20 protein-coding genes are annotated in these 21,154 nt (G+C 64.9%); 13 read left to right on the forward strand and 7 right to left on the reverse strand.

Annotated elements, in window-relative coordinates; translation table 11 throughout:
- Positions 1-8: 8 nt before the first annotated feature.
- From ACEWPM_RS00890 to ACEWPM_RS00910, 5 genes are all read right to left on the reverse strand, one after another.
- Entirely contained in the window at positions 9-1,004 is a 996-nt protein-coding gene (locus ACEWPM_RS00890; protein WP_393960607.1) for a molybdopterin-binding protein, read from the reverse strand.
- Positions 1,001-1,966, reverse strand: coding sequence for an XdhC family protein (locus tag ACEWPM_RS00895; RefSeq protein WP_393960608.1), 966 nt, complete (start codon positions 1,964-1,966; stop codon positions 1,001-1,003). The genes ACEWPM_RS00890 and ACEWPM_RS00895 overlap by 4 nt, the downstream gene beginning before the upstream one ends.
- A gap of 70 nt (positions 1,967-2,036) precedes the next feature.
- A complete protein-coding gene (locus ACEWPM_RS00900; protein WP_393960609.1) occupies positions 2,037-3,965 on the reverse strand; it encodes an OmpA family protein in 1,929 nt (642 codons plus the stop codon).
- Between the two features lie 115 nt (positions 3,966-4,080).
- Complete coding sequence (locus tag ACEWPM_RS00905; RefSeq protein WP_393960610.1) at positions 4,081-5,355, reverse strand: vWA domain-containing protein; 1,275 nt, start codon at positions 5,353-5,355, stop codon at positions 4,081-4,083.
- A 64-nt stretch (positions 5,356-5,419) separates the two neighbouring features.
- The gene (locus ACEWPM_RS00910; RefSeq protein WP_393960611.1) at positions 5,420-6,328 is read right to left on the reverse strand and encodes an AAA family ATPase; all 909 of its coding nucleotides are present in this window, start codon (positions 6,326-6,328) and stop codon (positions 5,420-5,422) included.
- Positions 6,329-6,513: 185 nt separating this feature from the next.
- Here ACEWPM_RS00910 and ACEWPM_RS00915 point away from each other — a divergent pair, with 185 nt between their 5' ends.
- From ACEWPM_RS00915 to purF, 12 genes are all read left to right on the forward strand, one after another.
- Entirely contained in the window at positions 6,514-7,512 is a 999-nt protein-coding gene (locus ACEWPM_RS00915; RefSeq protein ID WP_393960612.1) for a phosphoadenosine phosphosulfate reductase, read from the forward strand.
- Between the two features lie 72 nt (positions 7,513-7,584).
- Positions 7,585-8,634 carry a dihydroorotase gene (gene pyrC / locus ACEWPM_RS00920; RefSeq protein ID WP_393960613.1) on the forward strand — a complete coding sequence of 350 codons (1,050 nt, stop codon included), beginning with the start codon at positions 7,585-7,587 and terminating at the stop codon, positions 8,632-8,634.
- A 51-nt stretch (positions 8,635-8,685) separates the two neighbouring features.
- Positions 8,686-9,360 carry an orotate phosphoribosyltransferase gene (locus ACEWPM_RS00925; protein WP_393960614.1) on the forward strand — a complete coding sequence of 225 codons (675 nt, stop codon included), beginning with the start codon at positions 8,686-8,688 and terminating at the stop codon, positions 9,358-9,360.
- Between the two features lie 179 nt (positions 9,361-9,539).
- Positions 9,540-11,054, forward strand: a complete 1,515-nt coding sequence (locus tag ACEWPM_RS00930; RefSeq protein ID WP_393960615.1) for a replicative DNA helicase — start codon at positions 9,540-9,542, stop codon at positions 11,052-11,054.
- Positions 11,055-11,117: 63 nt separating this feature from the next.
- Complete coding sequence (alr, locus tag ACEWPM_RS00935; RefSeq protein ID WP_393960616.1) at positions 11,118-12,155, forward strand: alanine racemase; 1,038 nt, start codon at positions 11,118-11,120, stop codon at positions 12,153-12,155.
- Positions 12,152-12,937, forward strand: coding sequence for an MlaE family ABC transporter permease (locus tag ACEWPM_RS00940; RefSeq protein WP_393960617.1), 786 nt, complete (start codon positions 12,152-12,154; stop codon positions 12,935-12,937). The genes alr and ACEWPM_RS00940 overlap by 4 nt, the downstream gene beginning before the upstream one ends.
- Complete coding sequence (locus tag ACEWPM_RS00945) at positions 12,934-13,680, forward strand: ABC transporter ATP-binding protein (RefSeq protein WP_393960618.1); 747 nt, start codon at positions 12,934-12,936, stop codon at positions 13,678-13,680. Before ACEWPM_RS00940 ends, ACEWPM_RS00945 begins: the two co-directional genes overlap by 4 nt.
- 161 nt (positions 13,681-13,841) lie before the next feature.
- Entirely contained in the window at positions 13,842-14,507 is a 666-nt protein-coding gene (locus ACEWPM_RS00950; RefSeq protein ID WP_393960984.1) for a DNA repair protein, read from the forward strand.
- Positions 14,508-14,554: 47 nt separating this feature from the next.
- The gene (gene radA / locus ACEWPM_RS00955; RefSeq protein ID WP_393960619.1) at positions 14,555-15,922 is read left to right on the forward strand and encodes a DNA repair protein RadA; all 1,368 of its coding nucleotides are present in this window, start codon (positions 14,555-14,557) and stop codon (positions 15,920-15,922) included.
- A gap of 23 nt (positions 15,923-15,945) precedes the next feature.
- Positions 15,946-16,563 carry a CvpA family protein gene (locus ACEWPM_RS00960; RefSeq protein WP_393960620.1) on the forward strand — a complete coding sequence of 206 codons (618 nt, stop codon included), beginning with the start codon at positions 15,946-15,948 and terminating at the stop codon, positions 16,561-16,563.
- 7 nt (positions 16,564-16,570) lie between these two features.
- Complete coding sequence (locus tag ACEWPM_RS00965) at positions 16,571-17,017, forward strand: DMT family transporter (protein ID WP_393960621.1); 447 nt, start codon at positions 16,571-16,573, stop codon at positions 17,015-17,017.
- A gap of 111 nt (positions 17,018-17,128) precedes the next feature.
- On the forward strand, positions 17,129-18,607 hold the full coding sequence (gene purF, locus ACEWPM_RS00970; protein ID WP_393960985.1) for an amidophosphoribosyltransferase: 1,479 nt from the start codon (positions 17,129-17,131) through the stop codon (positions 18,605-18,607).
- Positions 18,608-18,701: 94 nt separating this feature from the next.
- Here the strand turns inward: purF and ACEWPM_RS00975 are convergent, their stop codons facing one another.
- Positions 18,702-20,009, reverse strand: a complete 1,308-nt coding sequence (locus tag ACEWPM_RS00975; protein WP_393960622.1) for an acetamidase/formamidase family protein — start codon at positions 20,007-20,009, stop codon at positions 18,702-18,704.
- Between the two features lie 149 nt (positions 20,010-20,158).
- On the opposite strand from ACEWPM_RS00975, the gene ACEWPM_RS00980 reads away from it, so the two are divergent.
- Complete coding sequence (locus tag ACEWPM_RS00980) at positions 20,159-20,797, forward strand: SDR family NAD(P)-dependent oxidoreductase (RefSeq protein ID WP_393960623.1); 639 nt, start codon at positions 20,159-20,161, stop codon at positions 20,795-20,797.
- A gap of 19 nt (positions 20,798-20,816) precedes the next feature.
- Here the strand turns inward: ACEWPM_RS00980 and ACEWPM_RS00985 are convergent, their stop codons facing one another.
- Positions 20,817-21,050: a hypothetical protein gene (locus tag ACEWPM_RS00985; RefSeq protein ID WP_393960624.1), complete on the reverse strand. Its 234-nt coding sequence runs from the start codon at positions 21,048-21,050 to the stop codon at positions 20,817-20,819.
- Positions 21,051-21,154: the final 104 nt, after the last annotated feature.

Consider the following 21,154-nt stretch of genomic DNA (forward strand, 5'->3'; position numbering starts at 1 on the left):
GTCTGTTTTTACACCGATTTCTTGCCGCGGCGCGGCATCGGGCGGCTGGGTATCTCTTTGAGCAGGCCGCCCACACCCATAGCGGCAATATCACGCGAGGTGACGGGGATACCGCAGGCGATGCGCGACAGAACCCAATCAGCGCCATTCAGGCTGGGCGCACGCGCGCAGCCGGGCAGGCCGATGACCGGCCGCGCGCCCAGATCGCCCAGGAAGAGCAGGTTGCCGGGATCGACAGGCATGCCAAAGCGTGTCACGACGCCCCCCGCCGCGCGCAGCGCTTCGGGTCCCGTATCATGCGCGTCGGACGTGGCCGAGGCGGTCAGGATCAGTACGATATCACCCTCGGCGCGCGCTACGGCTGCGGCCAGCGGCGCGGTGTCATGAGGCACGTGGACCACGTCGCAAAGCGTCATGTCGAGCGCCTCGACGCGGGCTGCAATCGCCTCTCTGCCCTTGTCCCCCGCCCCTGCAGATGTCTCGGTCACGATCAGCGTCGCGGTCCGGTGCTGCGGTGCGGCAAGGCGCATGGCGCCGCGCGATATGTCGCAGGCGCGGGTCAGATCCGCGCCCGGCACGGCGTATGAGATGATCTTGACCGTGGCAATCATGCCGCCCCGGCGCATCTGGGCCATGTCCGGCACGGTGGCGATGGTGATCATTGGATCGACACTATTTGCCGCATGGATCGCTTCGGCGTTCAGTTGCACCACCCCCGGCCCATCGGCGATCAGGTTGACGCGCCCGGTGCCCGGCGCGCTGAGCCGGATGCCTTCGGCCCCCTCTGCCAGCGCCTCGGCCAGATGCTGCGCGGCGGTATCCTCGTGCAAATCCTCCGGCACCAGCCTTGCGACCGTGACCGTCTCCAGCCCCGCCGTGCGAAGTTGATCCAGATGCTCGCGCTCCAGCAGCAACCCCTTGCGGAGGCGCCCACCCGGCACGGCCTCGGAATGGGCGAGGATGGCGCCAATCGCCGCCTTTAGGGGAACAGGCCCGAACTTCACGCGCCGCGCCTCAGCACCTGCGTCATCTGGGCAAGGATGCTCAGCGCGATCTCGGCCGGACCTGCCGCGCCGATATCGAGGCCGACAGGCCCATGAATGCGCTCCAGATCCGAGTCACTAAACCCGACCTCGCGCATCCGGTCCAGCCGCGCGGCATGGGTCCGACTGGACCCCAGCGCGCCAATATAGAAAACATCGCTGCGCAACGCCTCGGTCAGGGCCGGATCGTCCAGCTTGGGATCATGCGTCAGCAGGACCAGCGCCGTGCGCCCGTCCAGCCCCAGCGCGCGCAAGCCATCATCGGGCCATTCGTCCATCAGGGTCACACCTGGAAAGCGCGCGGCGCTGGCGAAGGCGGCGCGCGGGTCGATCACGGTGGGGTCATAGCCCACCTGCCGCGCCATCGGCACCAGCGTCTGCGCGATATGGACCGCGCCCACAACAATCAGGCGCAGGGGCGGATTGTGGATGGCAACGAATGTTTTGCCGTCCTCGGCAAACCCCGAGCGGTCCATGCGAAAACGGTCCTCGTGGCCCTCCGTCTCGATCCGGGGCGGCCCGTCTGGCGGACTGACCAAAGCGGCGGCGCGGCGCGCCTCGCGAGCTTTCACCAATTCGGCCAAGACTGCCTCGGGCAGTGCAGTGCTGATAGGCTGGACCAGAACGCGAATCGTGCCACCGCAGGCAAGGCCCACCGCAAAGGCATCGCCATCCGCGACGCCGTATTCCAGCATCCGCGCGCTACCCTCCGCAATGGCTTCGGCCGCCTCTGCGACGACCGCGCCCTCGACGCAGCCGCCGGAGACTGAGCCCGCCATATCTCCCGCGCCGGAAATGGCCAGCATCGCACCGACACGGCGCGGCGCGCTGCCCCAGGTCTGAACCACGGTGGCGAGCGCGGCGCCCCGCCCATCCCGGTGCCAGTCGAGCGCGATGCGCGGAATATCGTCCAGATCATCCATGCGAAAACCCTCCGCCCCCAATATGGGGCGAAGGGCCGGAACACTCAATCGGAACCGTCAGATACGGAGCTTAGCGGTCGCCGCCCAGCAATGGCGTGATGTTACGCACGGCACCGCGGCGGTTGGCGCGAATGTCGCCTTGCTGGCGGATACGCAGATCCTGTTCGCCATAGCCCTGCACGATCATGTTCGACGGTGGCACGTCGAAATATTCGGTCAGCGCCAGAGCGACCGATTCGGCGCGGCGGTCCGACAGGGCGAGGTTGTAGCTGGCATCGCCCACTGTGTCGGTATGACCCTCGATCAAAAAGACCTGGCCGGGGTCTTCGTCGATGGCTGCGGCCATCGCGCGGCCCAGATCGGACAGGTCCTGCGCCTCTTCCGATCCGATCACCGCTGAGCCAGTCTTGAAGTTGATCGCATCCAGCGCGATCACCGGCACCAGGTGGCGCACCGCGTCGATGCGGCGGATCTGGTTCAGCGAATACGTCCGGTCCGGCAGCGTGCCATTGGCCGAATCAAGTGCGGCGCGCAGCTGATCGACATCGGACGTGCTGTAGTCGTAGTCGCTTGCCCGGTTGGCCTGCGCGCGCTCCAGCTCGCTCACATCGACGCGGGCATAGCTCTTGGTATCGTCAAAAAGCACGACACTGCGCCCGTCCGGCAAGATCCGCGTGCGGCGCAGAACCCGGCCATCAGCGGCGCGGATGGTCACGGTCTGGCTGCCATCGGCGGCGGTCACGGCGCTGCGCGTCGAGCCGTCGGAATAGGTCTGGGTCTGCACATCGCTGCCGGGGCGCCGCAGAAGCGTGTCGTCATCCTTGATGATTCGGTAGCCGCCCGAGGGCTCCTCCACCACAACGCGGTCGCCGGTGTTGGACACGACGCGCCCGCCACCATCCAGCATCCGGCCGATTGCATAGGCGCCAAGGCCCGCCGCGGCAGCGATACCAAGGTTCTGCAGCAGATCATTGTCATCATCTGCGGTATTCGGCACGACCGTCTGCGCCGTCGCTGCATTCTGGCCGCTGGCGGAGGTGTCGAATTCCTCGTTTGAGGCGCGTGCGTCCTCTTCGGTCACGGTCACGTCCTGCGTCTCGATGACCTCGCCTTCGCCAGATGCGGCTGCAGCGGCAGCGGCGCTTTCGTCAGCGATCTCGGCAGCGGTGGCCTGATCAGCGGCGCTGACCTCGGGCAGGATATCAGGTGTGTCATTCTCCGTAGATTCCGTCCGTGGAGCCTCCCCAATGATGTCAGGCGTGTCATTCTCTCCCGATTGTGGCGCCGCTCCCTGCTCGGCGGCTTCGGCGGCCTCACTCTCAGCCCCGGACGGAGCCTCGGCTTCGGATTGTGCGTCTGCGGTGGCCTCTGTCTCGGCGGCCTGCTCTGCTTCTGCTTCGATCGTCGCCGCTTCGGCCTCGGTCTCAGCTTGGTCGGCTGCTTGCGCTTCGGCTTCGGCCTTCTGGGCAGCTTCGGCTTCGGCCTCTGCCGCTGCGGCCGCTTGGGCCTCGGCTTCCGCCTGCCGCGCTGCTTCTGTTTCTGCCTGTTGGGCGGCCTCTGCCTCGGCTTCCGCCTGCGCGGTAGCCTTCGCTTCGGCCTCGGCTTGCCGGGCGGCCTCTGCGGCTTGTTCTTCCGCAGCCTTGGCTTCGGCAGCAGCTTGGGCTTCCGCCTCCGCGCGCGCGGCCTCTTCTGCAGCGGCCTTGGCGGCTGCTGCCTGTGCAGCCTCCTCCGCAGCCGCAGCTTCTGCCGCGACTTGTGCTGCCGTAGCCGCGTCTGGTTCCTGTTCAGTCGATCCTGTCGTTGGGGCATCGCCGAGAACATCCGACATCAGCTCCTGGGCGGCAGGGTTATTCTCGTTCTCGGCCAGCCGCATGTCGACAGCGGGCTTGCTGGCAGCAGCTCGGGGCTGCGCCTTGTCATAGGCGGCGCCGGGCAGTGGTCCGGCAGCGTTCAGGACGAGGGCGAGGGCGGTTGTAGAGGTCAGCCAATGGCGAATCATTTGAGTACTCCTGTGGGCTAGGGTGCAATCGGGCACGGCGTGGCGCGCCGGGCAGGAATTTGCACCTACAACGCGCGCATATCCCTGATCGTTCCCCACATGAGCAGCGGCCCTGTCAGCGCAGGCGCATCAGGCGCGTCTTGTCGCCCGCCGAATTCGGAATGGCGAGGGCAGTGGCCAGATCCTCGAGCGTGGCGACCGAGTGGCAGGGCAGCAGCGCGTCCACATGCGGCAACATCGCGGCGATACCCTGCGCCTTGGGTGCAAACCCGTCCCAGCGCAGCAGTGGGTTGAGCCAGACCAGCCGCCGCGCCATTAGCCGCAGGCGCTGGACCTGCGCCGCCAGCGCTTCCGGCGCGCCACGGTCCAGCCCGTCGGTGATCAGAAGGACCAACGCGCCCTGCCCCAGCACCCGGCGCGCCCAGTCGCGGTTGAAGGCGGTCAGGCAATCGCCGATCCGTGTGCCGCCCTCCCAATCCTGCACCTCGCGCCCTGCCGCGGCGAGAGCGGCATCGACATCGCGCGTGGCCAGATGCCGCGTGACGTTGGAAAGCCGCGTGCCGAAGGTAAAGGCATGGACCTGTCCCCAGCCGCCCTTGGCCGCGGCCTGACTGCCGGCGCGGGTATTGGCGACGGCATGCACGAAATGCAGAACCATGCGGCTATATTGGCTCATTGAGCCCGATATGTCGCACAGCACGACCAGATCGGGCGGTTTGGCGCGCGGGGCGCGGCGGGCGATCTGGGTGATCTCGCCGCCCCGGCGCATGGCCAGCCGCAGGGTCGCGCGCGCGTCCAGCACGCGGCCCCGCGCATCCGCCCCCATCCGGCGCGAGGGCAGCGGCGGCACCGGGAGCGTCAGCTGGGACAGCATACGCTTGGCGGCGGCGATCTCATCTGCGCCCATCTGCTCGAAATCGAGGCTGCGGAGCCGCTCGCGCGCCGAATGCGTGGCGCTGGAATCGATCTCCAGTACGGCCTCGTCGCCTTCAGGCTCGGGCATCTCGCGCTCGGGCGCCTCGGCCCCGTCCAGCAGCGCCTCGGCGGCGCGCTTCTCCGCTGCCTGTGCCGTGCGGTCCTCGTTGAGGCCGCGCATGGCCGGCAACAGCGTGGCCATCATATGCTCGAGAAAGCGCGGATCGCGCCAGTAGAGGCGGAAGATCTGGGCGAATACGGCGCGATGCTCGGGGCGGGTCACGCAGGCGGCATGGAGTGTCCAGTAAAAATCAGTGCGCGAGGTGAAACCCGCCGCCGCCACCGCGCGCACCGCATCGACGATACGGCCCGTGCCCACGGGCATCCCGGCGCGCCGCAGGGCACGGGCGAAATGCACGATATTCTGTGCCAAGCGCGGGTTTTCCGGGATATCGATGTCGGGATATTCTGGCATGGCGGCAGCGCCGGGGGCTACCCCCGGACCCTCGGAGTATTTCGGGAAGGATGAAAGACCAGACTCATGCGGGCGCGATGGCGGCGCGGGCCTGATCGAGGATGCGCGTGGCCTCACTGGCGTTCAGCTTGGCGATGTCATCCTGATATTTCAGCAGCGCGCCAAGCGTATCCGCGATAACCTGCGGGCTGAGCGCGACGGCATCGAGCGCCAGCAGGCATTTGGCCCAGTCGATAGTTTCGGCAACGCCGGGTTTCTTGAAAAGATCCTCGGTGCGCAGGGCTTGCACGAAAGCGACCACCTCGCGGCTGAGCGTGTCGGGCAACTCGGGGGCGCGGGCGGCCAGGATCTGGGCCTCGCGCTCGAAATCGGGGTAGTCGACCCAAGCGTAGAGGCAGCGGCGCTTGAGCGCGTCATGCACTTCGCGGGTGCGGTTCGAGGTGAGGATAACAATGGGTGGCACCTCGGCGCGGATCGTGCCCAGTTCGGGGATGGTGACCTGGTAGTCGCTGAGCGCCTCCAGCAGGAAGGCCTCGAAGGGCGCGTCGGTGCGGTCCATCTCGTCGATCAATAGGACCGGAGCGCCGCCGGGCTGGGGGCGCATGGCCTGCAAGAGCGGCCGCTCGATCAGGAACTCATCGGTGAAAAGGTGATCCTTGAGCGCAGTGCCATCTACGGTGCCGCCCGCCTCGGCGGCGCGCAGGGCGATCATCTGAGCGGCGAAATTCCACTCGGCCACGGCGCTGGAGGCATCGAGCCCCTCATAGCATTGCAGGCGGATCAGGCGGCGACCAAGCGCCGCCGCGATGGCTTTGGCGATCTCGGTCTTGCCGGTGCCCGGCTCGCCCTCAAGAAACAAGGGACGGCCCAGCCGCAGCGCCAGGAAAAGCGCCGTGGCAAGCGCGCGCCCACACACATAGCCCTCGGCGGCGAGCATGCTTTGCACGTCCTCGATCTTGGTTACCTGCCCCATCTTGCCCCGCCTTCATGTTCCGGTCAAACGGGCCGCGCCGCGGCCCTTTCGGGCATCCTGTCGCGCCCCCGGCGTGCTGTCCAGCAAACCACACGGATTTTTCAAAATTTCGCCTGAATTGAGGCATAGACAAATGAATGATACCTGCCTTTTGGCAACCGCCGGCAGAAGCGAGGACGATATCGATGCAAGACGCGCCCGACAGTTTGGATACGCCCCTCGCCGATCTTGGCGGGCGCGATGCGTGGCTGGAGAAGGTCGCCGAGATCGCGTCGGAGGACGGCTATGTTGAGCGTCTGGGCCTGCGTCACAGCGCGATTTTCATCGAGGACAAGCCGACGCTGCTGGTCACGTTCGAGACGCATCAGGGCATCGAGGCGCTGTCGCGCGAGGCGCAACCGCTGGGCTGGGACATGGTCAAGGCGCTGGGATGGTCGCATCTGTGCCTCGTCTCCGAGGGCGATACCTGGTTTCGCGACAAGGCTGTCTACGGGTATTTCGACCGGCTGATCGATGACGGCTTCTTCGAGGATTTCGATCAGGTCATCTTCTACGGCGCCGGTCCTTGCGGCTATGCCGCCGCCGCGTTTTCGGTCGCTGCCCCCGGCGCCAAGGTGGTGGTCCTCGCCCCCCAGGCGACGCTGGACCCTCGAGTGACCGAATGGGATAACCGCTATCGCCACATGCGCCGCACCTCCTTTACAGATCGCTATGGCTATGCCCCCGACATGCTGGACGCCGCGGCAGAGGCCTTTGTCCTTTACGACCCCGAGGACGACCTGGACGCGATGCATGCCTCGCTTTTCGCGCGCAAGAACGTCACGCTCTTTCGTATGCGCTTCATGGGCCCCGAACTGGAAGCCGGGCTGATGCGCCTGCAGATCCTCTTTCGCATTCTCGCGCAGGTCAGCGCGGGCAAGCTGGACCGCGCGGCCCTCGCCCACATGTTCCGTGCGCGTCGGCGCGATGGCGGCTATCAGTTCAACCTGTTGCAGCGCCTCAAGCGGGATGCACGGCACTACCTGATCGTGCTGCTTGCGCGCAAGGTGCTGGCGCAGCGCAACGCCCGGCCGTTCCGCCGGGCGCTGGAATCTGCGACCAGGACAGCCGAAGAGGATGGCATACGCCTGCCGCCGCTCCGGGATGCAGAAGCCAGCGCGCCAGACAACCGCAACGACGACTAGGCCTGAGCGAGGCATCATCTTTTGCCCGCCAAGGTCTGGCGCGCTTGGCTGCAGCGGTGTATTGAGCGCGCCATGACAGATCAGCTGACCCTGCGCGTTCCCGATGACTGGCACCTGCACCTGCGCGATGGCGCGATGCTGCGGGCGGTCCTGCCGTGGACAGCCGCACATTTCGCCCGCGCCATCATCATGCCCAACCTCGTGCCGCCCGTGGTCACCCGCGCCGATGCCGATGGCTACCGCTCCCGCATCATGGCGGCCCTGCCCGAGGGCGCGACGTTCCAGCCTCTGATGACGCTCTACCTGACCGAAGAGACAGACGCTGATGACGTGGCCGCGGCCCATGCCACCGGACTGATCACGGCGGTCAAGCTTTACCCCGCGGGCGCCACAACGAACTCCGCCAGCGGCGTCAGCGATTTTGACCGCGTGCAGGGCGTGCTCGAACGAATGGCAGAAATCGGCCTGCCGCTTTGCGTGCATGGGGAAGTGACGGACCCCAGCGTTGACATCTTTGACCGTGAGGCGGTCTTCATCGACCGTGTGCTTGATCCGCTGCGGCGCCGCGTGCCGGGCCTGAAGGTGGTGATGGAGCACATCACGACGTCGCAAGGCGTGGATTACGTGAAGGCGCATGACGCGGGCCTCGGCGCCACGATCACCACGCATCATCTGGTGATCAACCGCAACCACATCCTCGCAGGCGGCATCCGCCCACATTACTACTGCCTGCCCGTCGCCAAGCGCGAAGAACATCGACTGGCCCTGCGCGCCGCCGCCACCTCGGGCGATGCGCGCTTCTTTCTGGGCACAGACAGCGCCCCCCATACCGACCCCGCGAAGCTGCAGCCTTGCGGCTGCGCCGGCTGTTTCACCGCGCCCAACACGCTGCCGATCCTCGCGCATGTCTTCGAGGACGAAGGCGCGCTCGACCGGCTCGAGGCTTTTACGTCGCTGAATGGCCCCGCCTTCTACGGGCTGCCGCCGAATGAGGCCACGTTGACCCTCAACCGGGGTACACCCGATCTGATCGCCCAAATCGAAACCGAGGATGGCCCCGTTACCGTGTTCGATCCCGGCTTTGCGCTGAACTGGCACGTGTCGGATGTATCTTCTGGCTGAAAATATCCTCGCCGAAGGCGAAACCCTATCCGCGCAACAAGGACCGCACCCATGATTCCCAGCACCTATCCCTCCGCCGACGAGATCGCCCGCCTGACCGCGCGCATGCTGCTGGAAATCGGCGCGGTCCACTTCAACGCCGAGACACCCTACATCTATTCCTCGGGCCTGCCCGGCCCGACCTATATCGACTGCCGCAAGCTCATCTCCTATCCGCGCATCCGTAGCACCCTGATGGACTTCCTCGCGGTCACCGTCATGCGCAATGCCGGCTTTGAGGCGTTCGACAACATCGCCGGCGGCGAGACAGCGGGCATCCCTTTTGCCGCCCTCATGGCCGAGCGGTTGGCGCTGCCCATGACTTATGTGCGCAAGAAGCCCAAGGGCCACGGGCGCGGCGCGCGGATCGAGGGCACGATGGACGAGGGCCAGCGCGTGCTGCTGGTCGAGGATCTGACCACCGATGGCGGCTCCAAGATCGGCTTTGTCGATGCCATCCGCGAGACGGGCGCAACCTGCGCCCACACCGCCGTGATATTTTACTACGGCATTTTCCCCGACACGGTCAAAACGCTGGGCGATCACGGCGTGACGTTGCATCACCTTTGCACATGGTGGGACGTATTGGCCGAAGCGCGCGCGCAGGGCACGTTCGACGACGCGACGCTGCGCGAAGTCGAGGCGTTCCTCAAGGCGCCCCGTGCCTGGCAGGACGCGCGCAGCTAGCCTCTGGCGCATTTAGGCAACAGGTGGCACGTCGAAATACCACATATTGACAGACAGTCGCGCTGCACCGCAATATACGTCCAGTCAAGGTGCCGCGCGTTCTATCCACAGAGATATACAATTTGCCCCGGCGCCTGCCCTGCCTGTAAGAGCTTGGGCCGAGCAGCCGGGAATCGGAAATGAACGAAATCACCACATTCAACGCCACCGGAACCGCCGCAGGCGCCGAGGTGCAAGCCGCTGACACGATGCCCCATTCGATCGAGGCCGAGCAGCAGCTATTGGGCGCGATCCTGACCAATAACGATGTCTTCGACCGCATCGCCAGCATCATCGGTCCGCAGCATTTCTACGATCCGGTTCATGCTCGCATCTTCGAGACCGCCTCGGCCCGCATCGCCAAGAACAACCTCGCCTCGCCCGTCACGCTCAAGGCCTTCATGGAAGAGGATGAGGGCCTGAAAGAGCTGGGCGGCCCGGCCTATCTGGTGAACCTCGCCGGCGCGGCCATCAGCACCTATGCAGTCCGCGACTATGCCCAGATGATCTATGATCTCGCGATCCGCCGCGAGCTGATCGGCCTTGGCCATGACATCGCCGGCAAGGCCGCGCGCATGGACGTGGACTCCGAGCCGAAGGACCAGATCGTCGAAGCCGAGCAGATGCTCTACAAGCTGAGCGAGCAGGGCCAGACCGAGAGTGGATTTCAAAGCTTTCTCAAGGCGGTATCGGATGCGGTTAATGTCGCCAACGCCGCCTATCAGCGCGAGGGCGGCCTTGCCGGCGTCTCGACCGGCCTCGTCGACATGGACAAGAAACTGGGCGGTCTGCACAAGTCCGACCTTCTGATTCTCGCTGGGCGCCCCTCGATGGGCAAGACATCACTGGCGACCAACCTCGCCTTCAACATTGCCAAGGCCTACCGGCGCGGCACAAGGCCCGACGGCACCGAAGGGTCCATCGAGGGCGGCGTCGTCGGCTTTTATTCACTTGAAATGAGTGCCGAGCAGTTGGCGGCGCGCGTCCTGTCAGAGGCGTCCGAAGTGCCGTCCGAGCAGATCCGGCGCGGTGACATGACCGAGGGCGAATTCCGCCGCTTTGTCGATGCCGCGAAACAGTTGGAATCCTGCCCGCTTTATATCGACGACACGCCGGCCCTTCCCATCAGCCAGCTGGCAGCGCGCGCCCGTCGGCTAAAGCGGACCCATGGCCTCGACGTGCTGATCGTGGACTATCTGCAGCTGGTGCGCGGCACCGGGCGCAGCGAAAACCGCGTGAACGAGATTTCCGAGATCACCATGGGTCTCAAGGCGATCGCCAAGGAATTGGACATTCCCGTCATCGCGCTGTCGCAGCTGTCGCGCCAGGTCGAGTCCCGCGAGGACAAACGCCCGCAGCTGAGTGACCTTCGCGAATCGGGATCGATCGAACAGGACGCGGACGTGGTCATGTTTGTCTTCCGCGAGGAATATTATGCCGAGCGCGAGAAGCCTTCCGACGACAAGCTGGAGGAGATGGCCGCCTGGCAGGAGCGGATGGAGCGGCTGCACGGCAAGGCCGAGGTCATCATCGGCAAGCAGCGCCACGGTCCCATCGGCACGGTCGAGCTCAGCTTCGAGGGCCGTTTCACCCGCTTTGGCAACCTGGTGCAGCCCTGGCAGAATGGCGGCGGTGGCGGCGAGCAGGAATTCTGATGCGCCGCCCCTGCCCCGCGCTTTGGTCTTGACCCTGCGCGCGCCCGTGTCAAAAGGCCGACCATGAGCACAGCCACCCTTACCGTCGATCTGAATGCAGTGACCGCCAACTGGCAGGTCTTGGCCGCGATGAGCCGCGCCGAGACCGCCGCCGTCGTCAAGGCAGATGCTTATGGCCTGGGAGCCGCGCGGGTGGGTCGTGCCCTGGCCCGTGCTGGCGCGCGAACTTTCTTCGTTGCCGTGGCCGAGGAAGGCGCGGCCCTGCGCACCGCCCTTGGCCCCGGTCCGATGATCTACGTGCTGTCGGGTCATATGGCCGGAGATGCGGACATGCTGGGCGACATGGATCTGACGCCTGTGCTCAATTCTCTTGACCAGATGATCCGCCATCTGGAGGCATTGCCGGGCCATCCCTTTGCGCTGCAACTCGACACGGGCATGAACCGTCTGGGCATGGAGCCCAGCGAATGGTCAGCCGTGCGTGACATCGCCATGGCCAAAGGCCCGCAGCTGATCCTCAGCCATCTGGCCGCCTCCGAAGATCCCGGCGACGATATGAATCGCCAGCAACTCCAGACTTTCCGCGAGATGACAGCAGGGCTCGACTGCCCGTTGAGCCTGGCCAATACCGGGGGTGTGCTGCTGGACAAGGCTTTTCACTTCGATGTCACCCGGCCCGGCATCGGCCTTTTTGGCGGGCGCCCTTTTACGGATGCACGTCCCGTGGTGTCGCTGGATATTCCGGTGATCCAGTGTCGCGACGTCGCCGCCGGCGAAGTTGTCGGATATAACGGCACTTGGCGTGCACAGCGCCCCAGCCGCATCGCGACCCTTTCGGCCGGCTATGCCGACGGGCTGTTTCGGTCGCTGGCCGGACGCGCATCGGTATGGGTGGATGATGTTTGCTGCCCTTTGGCCGGACGCGTGTCGATGGACCTGATCGGCGTCGATATCACGGAGGTGGCAGGTGATCCCAAGTCGGTTTCGCTGCTGGGGCCAGATCAGGGTATCGACGACATCGGCGATGCGGCCGGCACCATTGGCTACGAAATCCTAACCGCGCTTGGCGCGCGCTATACACGGCGGTACCTGGGCGCATGAGCGTGATTTTCAGCCTCTTGGCGGCGTTGGGACGTCATGTTCTGGCGGCGCTTGCCGGGGTTGGGCGTGTCTCGCTCTTCGCCGGTAGGACGGTGTCGCATCTGGCCCGGCCGCCCTTTTACGGGCGCGAGTTCTATCATGCGCTGATCCAGATCGGCTGGCTCTCCTTGCCGGTCGTCGGCCTGACTGCGCTGTTTACGGGCGGGGCGCTGGCTTTGCAGATCTATGCGGGCGGCGCGCGTTTCAATGCGGAGACGGTGGTGCCCTCCATCGTGGCCATTGGACTGACGCGCGAGCTTGGGCCCGTCTTGGGCGGGCTGATGGTGGCGGCGCGCGTGGCCTCCTCGATTGCTGCCGAAATCGGCACGATGAAGGTGACCGAGCAGATCGACGCGCTCACAACACTTTCCACCAATCCGATGAAATACCTCACCCTGCCGCGCGTTCTGGCCGCGACGCTTGCCGTGCCGCTGCTGGTGGGCGTGGGCGACGTGATCGGCATCATGGGCGGCTTCGCGGTGGGGGTCGCACGGCTGGATTTCAATGCGGCCACCTACATGCATAACACGCTGGATTTTCTGGAATCCTGGGACGTCATCAGCGGCATGATCAAGGGGGCCGTCTTTGGCTTTATCGTGGCGCTGATGGGCTGCTATTACGGAATGAATTCGGGCCGGGGCGCGCAGGGTGTGGGCCGTGCGACCAAATCCGCCGTCGTCACCGCCTCGGTGCTGATCCTCGCCAGCAACTACGTCCTGACAGAGGTGTTTTTCTCGGCATGATCACCCTCGAAAACGTCCGCAAGGCCTTTGGCACCAATCACGTTCTGCGGGGCGTGGATCTGACGATCGACAGCGGCACGTCGATGGTCATCATCGGGGGCTCCGGCACCGGCAAGTCGGTCCTGCTGAAATCCATCCTCGGCCTCGTGCCACCCGATAGCGGCACGATCCTGCTGGATGGCAAAGACGCCACGCGCGGCGACCGCGATGCGTTTCTGGCGCGCTTCGGGATGCTGTTTCAGGGCGGCGCGCTGTTTGATTCGCTGCCCGTCTGGCAGAATGTCTCGTTCCGCCTCTTGCGCGGCTCGCTCAAGCGGCCTCCGCATGAGGCGCGCGAGATCGCCATCGAGAAGTTGCGCCGCGTGGGTCTCACCCCCGAGCAGGCCGACAAATTCCCGGCCGAACTGTCGGGTGGCATGCAAAAGCGCGTCGGCCTTGCCCGCGCTATTGCCGCCGAACCCGAGATCATCTTCTTCGACGAGCCGACGACCGGTCTCGACCCGATCATGGCGGGCGTCATCAACGACCTCATCCGCGAGATCGTGACCGAGATGGGCGCAACCGCGATGACCATCACCCATGACATGACCTCAGTACGCGCCATCGCCGACAATATCGCCATGCTGCATGACGGGGTGATTCAGTGGACCGGCCCGGTGAGCCAGATGGACAATTCCGGCGATCCCTATCTCGACCAGTTCATCCATGGCCGCGCAAGCGGCCCGATCGAGGCCGTGCGTTAGTTCAGACACCCATCGCGCTGCCCATTTGATTGTCCCCCAGGCCGAAACAAACAGCCGCCATCGGGCAATTTGAACACACGATTTCGCGATGACGCGCAAATTTTCATTATTTCCTTCGTGAACGGCAGGAATGGTGCGCAAGCACGCTGTCCCTGTTGACGGTGACTGTCATGGCCGCGCTGGGGCTGCTGCCATGGCTGGAGATCAGTGCGCGAATCGGCGGGACACCCTACGCCGCTGCCGGTCAGGCATTCCAGATCGGCGTGACCGCGCTGGCGGTGATGCTGTGCTTTTTCCTGCCGTCGAATGCGCGGATCATGCAGCTTGAGAACTCTCACCGGCGCTTTGCCATCAACATGGAAGATGTGGCGCGCGCCTATGCCGCCGCTCATGCCGCCGACCGGGCGGGTGTCTTTGACATCCATTCCGCGTTCGACGCAGTGCGCGAGCGGCTTGCGCATCTCAACGAGCATCCCGACCTCGGCACGCTGGAGCCTGCGATGCTGGAGGTGGCGGCTCAGATGTCCTATCTCAGCCGCGAATTGGCCGAGACCTACTTGGACGAAAAGGTTGCCCGCGCCCGCGTCTTCCTGATCCAGCGCCAGCAGGAAATTGAGGCCTTCGAGGCACGATTGGAAAAGGCCAAGCTGGTCTGCCAGGAATTGAAACACTGGGCCAGCCGCGTCGATCTTGATGAAAGTGTTGCGCGCAGTCAGTTGGGACGGCTCAAGGACGATCTCAAGACCGTTCCTTCCGAGCTTGAAACCGCCGACGCGCCACGCGGCCTACGCGGCCTTGTGGACGTGACCAAGACCGCCGCCGAGTAGCGATCTGGGCATTTGACTGCCCTGCCCGCTTGGGGCATGAGCGGCGCATGGCAAAGAACCAACCGACATTCACCTGCACGGCTTGCGGCGCGGTCCATAGCAAATGGTCCGGCCGTTGCGATGCGTGCGGCGCGTGGAACACCATTCAGGAGGATGAGGGGCTGAGCGCCGGCCCTGCCGCGAACTCGCTGGGCGCCAAGCGCGGCACCGGCATGACGCTGAGCGATCTTTCGGCCAAGGAGGCGCCGCCGCCGCGCACCGGCTCGGGCCTGAATGAGCTGGACCGCGTACTGGGTGGCGGCCTCGTTCCTGCCTCGGCGATCCTTGTGGGCGGCGATCCGGGCATCGGTAAATCCACGCTGCTGCTGCAGGCGGCGGCCAGTTTCGCGGACCAGGGGCTGAAGACGATCTACGTCTCGGGCGAAGAGGCCAGCGCGCAGGTGCGCATGCGGGCCGAGCGTCTGGGCCTCTCGGGCGCGAATGTGCAGCTGGCCGCCGAGACGAATTTGCGCGACATCCTGACGACCATCGAGGTGGAAAAGCCGCAACTGGTCATCATCGATTCGATCCAGACCATGTGGCTGGATACCATCGGCAGCGCGCCGGGCAGCGTTTCACAGGTGCGCGCCGCCGCGCATGAGCTGACCAGTTTTGCCAAGCGAAAGGGCGTCAGCGTGGTCCTTGTTGGCCACGTTACCAAGGACGGCCAGATTGCCGGCCCGCGGGTGGTCGAGCATATGGTCGACACGGTTCTCTATTTCGAAGGCGAGCGCGGTCATCAGTTCCGCATCCTGCGTGCGGTCAAGAACCGCTTCGGCCCCGCCGACGAGATCGGTGTGTTCGAGATGACCGGCGCGGGCCTTGCGCAGGTCACGAACCCTTCGGCGCTGTTCCTGTCAGAGCGCGGCACGCCCTCGCCCGGATCGGTGGTCTTCGCCGGTATCGAAGGCACGCGGCCCGTTCTGTGCGAGTTGCAGGCACTGGTCGCACCGTCGCCCCATAGCCAGCCCCGCCGTGCCGTGGTGGGCTGGGATGGCGCGCGCCTCTCTATGATCCTCGCCGTGCTCGAATCGCGCGTCGGCATCCCGTTTGCCGGGCTCGACGTTTACCTGAACGTCGCAGGCGGTATGAAAATTACCGAGCCAGCCGCCGATTTGGCCGTCGCCGCCGCGCTTCTCTCTGCGCGAGAAGACGCCGCCCTACCCGCAGATACGGTGGTTTTTGGGGAAATTAGCCTCTCCGGGGCGCTTCGTCCGGTAAGCCAGACCGAAAACAGGTTGAAAGAAGCGGAAAAACTTGGTTTCACGGCGGCAATCCTTCCCGAGGGTGGCAAATCCGGCGGGAAGAGTGGTCTGAGACTGACGCGTGCGGCGGACTTGACCGGTTTCGTAGGTGACATTTTCGGCGCGGGATAAGCGCGCATCAGGATCGGGGCGACATGGACGGATTTACCATTATCGACGGCGTGGTGGCGCTGGTTATCGTTCTGTCAGCATTGCTGGCCTATAGCCGAGGCTTCGTGCGCGAGGCGCTGGCCATCGCGGGATGGATCGTGGCCGGCATCCTGGCTTTCATGTTTGCGCCGCAGGTCGAACCGCTGATCAAGGAAATCCCGATGGTCGGAGATTTCATCGCCGACAGCTGCGAGCTGAGCATGATCGGCGCCTTTGCCCTGGTTTTTGCCGTGGCGCTGATCGTCGCCTCCTTCATCACGCCGCTCTTTTCCTCGCTGGTGCAGCGCTCGGCGCTTGGCGGGCTGGATCAGGGGCTTGGCTTTGTCTTTGGGGTCGCGCGCGGCGTCTTGCTCGTGGCGATTGCCTATTTCGTCTATGACACCGTCGTCACCGGGCAGGATATCCAGATGATCGACGATAGCCGCTCGGCGCGGGTGTTCAGCCAGATGACCGGCAAGATCGAGGACGGCAATCCCGAGCAGGCGCTGGGATGGATCACCGCGCAATACGAGGCGCTTGTCGGTGCCTGCGACGCGCCCGAGGCGCCTGCAACCGACGCACCGGCAGAGGGCACCATCACCCCGGCTGAACCGGCGGAGTGAGGGCCAGGTGACCAATCAAATCCTCATCGCGACCGTCCTCATGGCGGTCGCTGGGGCGATGATCGCAAGCCAGGCGCCCATCAATGCCGCCCTCGGGCGCAGCATCGGCAGCCCCATCGGGGCCGCCACCGTGTCCTTCGCTGTCGGTTTTGCGGTTCTTCTGATTGCCACATTCGCCGTCGGCGACGGGGAGAGCCTGCTGCGCGTGCGCGCGGTTCAGCCCTGGCTGCTGGTCGGGGGCGCGATGGGGGCCGTCTTTGTCTTCGCCGCGCTTTGGAGCGTTCCACTGCTGGGGGTGGTCACCACGGCCTCGCTGATGATCTTCGGCCAGATGGGCGCAGCGCTCCTCTTGGATCATTTCGGCGCGTTCGGCGTCGCCCAGCATACGATCAGCCCGACACGCCTTCTGTCGACCGCGCTGGTGGCGGGCGGTGTGATCCTGTCGCGCTGGTGAGGCGCGCCCCGGATCACTTCGGCGAGATCATGCCGTGACACGGGCGCCATCAGTCCTTATGTGTGACACATCTGTGAAAACCGGATTCGGAGCGCCCCTTTGACCAAAATCATGCCTCCCGCCCATCCCTTCGATACATCCTATCTGCGCGACGCGGATGACGGCGACAAGCTCAAGGAGGAATGCGGCGTCTTTGGCGTCATCGGCGTTCCCGACGCTGCGAACTTCACCGCGCTTGGTCTGCACGCGCTGCAACATCGCGGACAAGAGGCCGGCGGCATCGTCAGCTATTGCGCCAGTGAAGGGTTCAATAGCGCCCGCCGCTTTGGCTATGTGCGCGACAACTTCACCAAACAGAGCCTGATGGAGACGCTGCCCGGCGAGCTCGCCATCGGCCATGTTCGGTACTCCACCTCGGGCGGCAAGATGCCGGTGATCCGCGATGTGCAGCCCTTTTTTGGCGAATTCGCCATGGGCGGCGCGGCGATTGCGCATAACGGCAACATCACCAACGCCATGGCGCTGCGCAAGGAACTGATCGAGCGCGGCAGCATCTTTCAGTCGAATTCGGACTCCGAGTGCATTATCCACCTGATGGCCCGTAGCCTGCAACGCACCATCCCCGAGCGGATGGAGGATGCGCTGCGCAGGGTCGAGGGCGCGTTCTCGGTGGTCGCCATGACCCGGACAAAGCTGATCGGCGTGCGTGACCCGCTTGGCGTGCGCCCGCTGGTTCTGGGACAGGTCGGGGATGGCTGGGTGCTGAGCAGTGAGACCTGTGCGCTCGACATTATCGGGGCCAAGTATATCCGTGAAGTCGCCCCGGGCGAGTTGGTGGTCATCACCAAGAGCGGGGTGGAGAGCCATTTTCCCTTTCGCAAGCAAAAGCCCCGCTTCTGCATCTTCGAGCATGTCTATTTCAGCCGCCCCGATAGCATCATCGGCGACCGCAGCGTCTATGAGACGCGCCGCCAGATCGGCGTCGAGCTGGCCAAGGAAAGCCCGGTCGAGGCGGACCTCGTCTGCCCCGTGCCGGATTCGGGCGTGCCTGCCGCCATCGGCTTCAGCCAGGAATCCGGGATCCCCTACGCGATGGGCATCATCCGCAACCAGTATATGGGCCGCACCTTCATCGAGCCGACCGAGCAGATCCGCAATATGGGTGTGCGCCTCAAGCTCAACGTCAACCGCGCCCTGATCGAGGGCAAGCGCGTGATCCTCGTCGATGACAGCGTCGTGCGCGGCACCACCAGCCGCAAGATCCGCGAGATGATCCTGGATGCCGGAGCCGCAGAGGTACATTTCAGAATCGCGTCGCCGCCCACCGCATGGCCCTGCTTCTACGGTGTCGACACGCCCCAGCGCGACAAGCTGCTGGCTGCGACCATGTCCGAGGATGAAATGCGCCAGCATCTGGCGGTGGACAGCCTCAAGTTCATCTCGCTCAATGGGCTATATCGCGCGGTCGGCGAAGCGACCGGCCGCGATGCGTCCAGCCCGCAATATTGCGATGCCTGCTTCTCGGGCGAGTATCCGGTGCGGCCATCCGACCAGATTGAGCAGGGGTTCGAGTTGAAAGCGGCAGAATAATCCGCGCGTAGCTTCTCGAAGCTGCCTGACAAAAACCCGCGCGCCAGAGGGTATGGCGCGCGGGTTTTTGTTGTTCGGTGCCTCAGAGGCCGTATTACTCGCGCGCGTAATCGCCCAGTCCGACCGCGTCGAGCTTGGCCAGAGGCGCAAGGAACGTCACCTGAATGACGCCCGGCGCGCGGCCGATCTCGATTGCGCCGTTGATCGTCGCGCGGTTCCGGATCTCGGCAACGCTGACATCGAGCAGCTTGGCCGCGCGGGCCAGACCGTTCTCGATCGCATCGTTGAGATTGGCCGCCGTGCCGATGACCGAAATCGGAGCCAGTGCCTCTATATCGGACACGCCCCATTTGGCGGCAAGGCGCTGTCCCTTGGCTTTCTCGACTTCCGTGAAAGGCTTGGCCATGGGCGGCAGGTCTTCTTCCAGCGGGAATAGGACCGGCCCGTCCAGTGGGTAGGCCTTCACCACTTCGACTTGGAGGGTGACGCTGCCCGAGACGTCCATCGTGTGGCCGGCGATCTCGCCATCGCCCTGCCCGGCATGCATGTCGCCCATATAGACACCTGCGCCCGGCACCTTGACCGGCGCCACAAGGATCGAGCCCGCGCGCACCGCGTCGATGTCCATATGGCCGTCTGTCTTGTGCTCGGCCAGTTGCTCGGGCGTGATGCCATATTCATGCGGCGCGCCCACCAAGAACGCGCCGAAATCGCCCGCATTGTGGCTGTCGGGCATAGGCATGGAAGGGCAAGTGCCTAGCTGGCCCATGAAAGGGCGCATACGCACGAGGGTGCCGGGCATGTCGGAGGGCGCATAGTGCAGGATGGAATGTTGCCGGCTCTGATCGGGCAGCGCAGAATAGTGATCGGCCTCACCCGCCATTTTTTCCGCCGCCTCCTTGGGCACGGTCAGGCCCACGGCGCGGGTGTCGTCGAAGGTGACGGTGTAGCCATGCACGATCTCGAAGGGCTTCACCGCATTGCCGCAGCTATCGCATTTGACCGAATCCTGCCCCACGCCCTCGATATGGGTCTCGGGCCAGACTTTATCGCAGACCGGGCAACGCGCAGCCACATAAGGATCACCCAGGCAGAACCCCTCGGGCGAGCTGTCATGTCCCGATGCGGTGGCGATGGATGTCACCGTGATGTCCCGGATCCGGATGGCGACCCCGTCGCCCACCTCGGCACCCTCGACGTAAATGGGCTGCGTCACCTCGTGGCCGCCCCGCAGGCTGGGCGTGATCATCGGCCCCCAGCATCCCGGCGCGGTATTCGCGATGATCGTGCCGCCGTTCTCGACCGGCCCCAGCATGGGCTGGTTCGGGTCGAGAACGCTATTGGTGAAATCGTTGACGACAACACTGCGCTGTGCCTTGCCAATATTGGTTCCGTCCGGCATCTGGACCTCCTCGGGATCTAATGAATACCGTGAAACTATAGCCCCCGCCGGCAGATCTGCAACCTCCGCGGGGGCGCGGCTGGCGCGCGCAGCATAACGACGCAAGCGCGGTGCTTGACGCCGCCGCGCATGGGGTGCAAACCGCGCACATGACACAAGTAGCCCTCATCACTGGTGCCTCGCGCGGTCTTGGCGCGGCCCTCGCCCTAGAACTCGCGGCCTCGCATCACGTCGTCGCCGTCGCCCGCACCACCGGCGCGCTCGAAGAGCTGGACGACCGCATTCAGGCGGCGGGCCATTCGGCCACGCTGGCGCCCATGGACATCACCAATGCAGATGCGATGCGGCAGCTTTGCCGCAGCATTCATGACCGTTGGGGCCGCATCCATTTCTGGGCGCATACCGCCGTGCATGCCGCGCCCCTGACACTGGCCGCGCATCTGGACGCGCGCGACTGGGACAAATCCGTTGCAACAAACGTCACTGCGACTGGCTATCTCATCCCCTTTATCGCGCCGCTTCTGGGCGAGGATGGACAGGCGATGTTCTTCGAGGATTTCAAGGCGGGCGAGAAATTTGCGGGCGCCTATGGCTCGACCAAGGCCGCGCAGATCGCCCTTGCTCGCTCGTGGCAGGCCGAAAGCGCCAGGCACGGCCCAAAGGTCCATATTGTCAGTCCCGGCCCGATGGCCACGGCGACGCGCGCGCGCTTTCACCCCGGCGAGGACCGCGAGGCGCTGGCCGATGCCGGGACCGAGGCGCGCCGCCTGCTGTCCTTGATGGGCTGAGGGCCCTCTGCCGGGCCGATCAGGCCCAGCGAACCAGACCGATGATTGCGGAAGTCGCATAAAATGCTTGCAGCAGCAGAAAGGTCCAGCGCGCATCAATCACCGCCCAGCCTGCGAAAAGCGCAGACGAGACCAGAAGCAGGCTGAAGCCCAGCATTTCGTTGCCGGTATTGGATGCGATCAACAGGGCATAGGCCATTGCCAATACCGAGCCGGATATCTCAAACGTGGTCGTCATACTGCGAGTCGTCATGCAATGTCTCCCTCCAAGAGCGTTGCCGATTAGGGTCGTTTCCATCGTCGATCAAGAGCTATCGTTCATCCGAAGCGGTGCAGGCGCTTGCCCGTCTCCGGCGC

The organism is Roseovarius maritimus (genome assembly GCF_043355895.2).
Taxonomy (GTDB): domain Bacteria; phylum Pseudomonadota; class Alphaproteobacteria; order Rhodobacterales; family Rhodobacteraceae; genus Roseovarius; species Roseovarius maritimus.

Coding starts and splice junctions, on each gene's coding strand:
- ACEWPM_RS00895 (WP_393960608.1), bottom strand. CDS start 1,966: ATGGATGATCTGGACGATATTCCGCGCATCGCGCTCGACTGGCACCGG.
- ACEWPM_RS00900 (WP_393960609.1), bottom strand. CDS start 3,965: ATGATTCGCCATTGGCTGACCTCTACAACCGCCCTCGCCCTCGTCCTG.
- ACEWPM_RS00905 (WP_393960610.1), bottom strand. CDS start 5,355: ATGCCAGAATATCCCGACATCGATATCCCGGAAAACCCGCGCTTGGCA.
- ACEWPM_RS00910 (WP_393960611.1), bottom strand. CDS start 6,328: ATGGGGCAGGTAACCAAGATCGAGGACGTGCAAAGCATGCTCGCCGCC.
- ACEWPM_RS00915 (WP_393960612.1), top strand. CDS start 6,514: ATGCAAGACGCGCCCGACAGTTTGGATACGCCCCTCGCCGATCTTGGC.
- pyrC (WP_393960613.1), top strand. CDS start 7,585: ATGACAGATCAGCTGACCCTGCGCGTTCCCGATGACTGGCACCTGCAC.
- ACEWPM_RS00925 (WP_393960614.1), top strand. CDS start 8,686: ATGATTCCCAGCACCTATCCCTCCGCCGACGAGATCGCCCGCCTGACC.
- ACEWPM_RS00930 (WP_393960615.1), top strand. CDS start 9,540: ATGAACGAAATCACCACATTCAACGCCACCGGAACCGCCGCAGGCGCC.
- alr (WP_393960616.1), top strand. CDS start 11,118: ATGAGCACAGCCACCCTTACCGTCGATCTGAATGCAGTGACCGCCAAC.
- ACEWPM_RS00940 (WP_393960617.1), top strand. CDS start 12,152: ATGAGCGTGATTTTCAGCCTCTTGGCGGCGTTGGGACGTCATGTTCTG.
- ACEWPM_RS00945 (WP_393960618.1), top strand. CDS start 12,934: ATGATCACCCTCGAAAACGTCCGCAAGGCCTTTGGCACCAATCACGTT.
- radA (WP_393960619.1), top strand. CDS start 14,555: ATGGCAAAGAACCAACCGACATTCACCTGCACGGCTTGCGGCGCGGTC.
- ACEWPM_RS00960 (WP_393960620.1), top strand. CDS start 15,946: ATGGACGGATTTACCATTATCGACGGCGTGGTGGCGCTGGTTATCGTT.
- purF (WP_393960985.1), top strand. CDS start 17,129: ATGCCTCCCGCCCATCCCTTCGATACATCCTATCTGCGCGACGCGGAT.
- ACEWPM_RS00975 (WP_393960622.1), bottom strand. CDS start 20,009: ATGCCGGACGGAACCAATATTGGCAAGGCACAGCGCAGTGTTGTCGTC.
- ACEWPM_RS00980 (WP_393960623.1), top strand. CDS start 20,159: ATGACACAAGTAGCCCTCATCACTGGTGCCTCGCGCGGTCTTGGCGCG.
- ACEWPM_RS00985 (WP_393960624.1), bottom strand. CDS start 21,050: ATGACGACTCGCAGTATGACGACCACGTTTGAGATATCCGGCTCGGTA.